The sequence below is a fragment of the Micromonospora sp. NPDC049580 genome (assembly GCF_040675595.1).
In the GTDB taxonomy this organism is placed as follows: domain Bacteria; phylum Actinomycetota; class Actinomycetes; order Mycobacteriales; family Micromonosporaceae; genus Micromonospora.
Genome location: NZ_JBFAPG010000726.1, coordinates 1 through 2,111, shown reverse-complemented (window position 1 = coordinate 2,111; position 2,111 = coordinate 1). Strand labels below are relative to the sequence as shown.

At 73.5% G+C, this 2,111-nt stretch carries 3 protein-coding genes and 2 pseudogenes; 2 read left to right on the top strand and 3 right to left on the bottom strand.

Annotated elements, in window-relative coordinates; translation table 11 throughout:
- Positions 1-75 precede the first annotated feature (75 nt).
- Together AB0J68_RS31455 and AB0J68_RS31450 are read right to left on the bottom strand one after the other, a co-directional pair.
- Positions 76-450 carry a hypothetical protein gene (locus AB0J68_RS31455; protein WP_354855091.1) on the bottom strand — a complete coding sequence of 125 codons (375 nt, stop codon included), beginning with the start codon at positions 448-450 and terminating at the stop codon, positions 76-78.
- 156 nt (positions 451-606) lie between these two features.
- The gene (locus AB0J68_RS31450; RefSeq protein ID WP_354855092.1) at positions 607-1,263 is read right to left on the bottom strand and encodes a hypothetical protein; all 657 of its coding nucleotides are present in this window, start codon (positions 1,261-1,263) and stop codon (positions 607-609) included.
- A 195-nt stretch (positions 1,264-1,458) separates the two neighbouring features.
- Here AB0J68_RS31450 and AB0J68_RS31445 point away from each other — a divergent pair, with 195 nt between their 5' ends.
- The gene (locus AB0J68_RS31445) at positions 1,459-1,629 is read left to right on the top strand and encodes a hypothetical protein (RefSeq protein ID WP_354855093.1); all 171 of its coding nucleotides are present in this window, start codon (positions 1,459-1,461) and stop codon (positions 1,627-1,629) included.
- A gap of 33 nt (positions 1,630-1,662) precedes the next feature.
- On the opposite strand, the pseudogene AB0J68_RS31440 reads toward AB0J68_RS31445, so the two are convergent.
- Positions 1,663-2,019 (bottom strand): annotated as a pseudogene (locus AB0J68_RS31440) (alpha/beta hydrolase); the annotation flags it as partial.
- Here AB0J68_RS31440 and AB0J68_RS31435 point away from each other — a divergent pair.
- Positions 2,020-2,111 (top strand): annotated as a pseudogene (locus AB0J68_RS31435) (4-hydroxyphenyl-beta-ketoacyl-CoA hydrolase); the annotation flags it as partial.

Here is a 2,111-nt window from a genome sequence, read left to right as displayed (position 1 = left end):
GGTGGACGACACGGGCGCGCTGCTGCTCAGCGAGTTCGCCGGCACGGCCACCCGGGCGGCGGGCAGCGCCGTTGATCAGGAGCGTCGACCCCGGGTGCGCAGCGCGTCCTGGGACCGCTCGTTGACGTCCGCGTCGTCGGGGAAGCTCCGACCGCTGGGCGCCGGATCCGGTGGCGCTCCCGGCCCGGCCGTCGTCGTACGGGTGGGTTCGACCGAACCGAAGCCGTGCCGTCCGGCCGGACCGCTCCGGCCGGCCGGGGCGCCCGCGCGCCGCTCACCGCGCCGTCCCTCGGGCACCGCTGTCTCCTCGCTGCCCTCGTCCATCGGCGAGTCGTCGTCCGCGCCCCAGGGCGCGTCGGCGTCGAAACCGTCGTCGGCGCGCCACGGTTTGACCGCCTCCGGGACCGGCCGGTCACCGCCGCCTCTGCTGCGTCTCTCGTCTGCCGCCATGGCCACCTCGCTCGTCGGTCCGCCGCTACCGGCGGACGGATTGCCCGTCCCCGGGCCGGTCCTGCCCGCTCGGCACGCCATAGCGCGTGGCGGGCGCGTGGGGTCGGCCGGCGCCCCGCCGTCGACGGTCCGGTGGGAAGCCGGCCGGCCCGACGCTCAGCGTCCGGCCATGGCCATCTGCCGCTTTCCCATGCCCATGCCCATCTTGCCCATGCCCATCTTGCCCATGCCCATCTTGGCCATGCCCATCGGCGCGCTGCGCATTCCGCTGGTGCGGCTGAGGATCCCGCGCAGCACCTGACCTGGCTTCTGCTGCTCACTCATGTACGCCGTGACCACGACCAGTGATCCCGTCAGCGCCGGAATCGCCCACTGGAGCAGCTTCATCTGCCGCTGCGAGGAGGCGACGCTGGCCGGCGTCTGGTGGCTGGGTTCCGTGGCGCCGTTCACCGGCGGGCCGCCCGCCTTCTCCAACCGCATGCCGACCAACCGGCTGTAGCCGGTGACCGCGAGCGCGCCGATCGTCAACGCCGTCTTGATGGCGCTGGCCCGGCCGACCCCGCGCTGGGCCACCACCCGTGGGCTCTCCGTGACCAGTTCGCCGACCGCACCGGCCAGGTGCGCGCCGATCGCGGCCGCGTTGACCGGAGTCCACTTCGACCAACCGGCCGAGGCGACCGGAAGTCGCTGGGTCGAGTCGTTGATTTTCGCCGCTGCGCCGTTGACGCCGAAGGCACCCATGAGGGAGCCGCCGAACCAGGCCGCCAGACCCAGATCGTGCATCGAGCGCAGTGCGGTGTGTCGTTCGGACATGTGATCCCCTTCCGCCGTGTCGGGCGAAGCGGCTTACCCGCCGCCCGGGCGGCTAACCCCGTCGCCCGCCGGTCGATCCCCGTCGCGCCGACACGACGGGGACGTACGGGCGTCGCGGTCGGAGACCGCCGCCGGGAGGAGTTGTCCGCGCGGTGGCGGGTAGATCCGTCCGACGCCGACGGAGAGGGGAACGCGATGTCGCAGCCGGATGAGGTCCGCGAGAAGACCCCCAAGACCGACGCGGTGCTCATGCACCCGAACAACGATCCGCACCGGAACACCGCGGAGGTCGCGCCGCGCAAGGACCACGCGCAGATCCAGGTGGAACGCGACGACGAGCTGGTGCCGCTGGACCCGGAGGAGTGAGCGGGGCGGGCCGCCCCGAGCAGCCGGTACGGCTCAGCGGGGCGGCAGGTCCGCGGCGAAACGGGCGATCCGCCCGGCCAGCGGCGCGCCGGCGCGGACCCAGGTGAAGTGGTCCAGCGGCGCCCCGGCGTCCGCCACCGTGTACCGCTCGCGGGTCACCGGTGCCGCGGTGAGCTTCGCGCAGAGGTGGTCCATGGTCTCGTGCGGGGTGTACTGGTCGTCGTCCACGCTGATCGCCAGCACCGGTGTGCGCACCGCGCGTACCGCCGCTTCGGTGTCCGTGCCGTCGAGCCGGGGAAAACGGCCGGTCCGCGCGGTGTGTGCCCAGTCGCGGATCACGCCGCGCGCCTGCCGGCCGCCGAAGCCCCAGCCCGGCCAGACGCCGAGCAGATCATCATGGCCCACCCGTCGGTGCCCTGGCAGGACGAGGCGTTGTCGGTGGCCACGCACAAGCACAACACCTGGATCGACCTGTCCGGCTG

What these genes read in the sequence shown, in the direction of transcription:
- AB0J68_RS31455 (WP_354855091.1), bottom strand. Translation starts at nt 450, where the DNA reads ATGGCGGCAGACGAGAGACGCAGCAGAGGCGGCGGTGACCGGCCGGTC.
- AB0J68_RS31450 (WP_354855092.1), bottom strand. Translation starts at nt 1,263, where the DNA reads ATGTCCGAACGACACACCGCACTGCGCTCGATGCACGATCTGGGTCTG.
- AB0J68_RS31445 (WP_354855093.1), top strand. Translation starts at nt 1,459, where the DNA reads ATGTCGCAGCCGGATGAGGTCCGCGAGAAGACCCCCAAGACCGACGCG.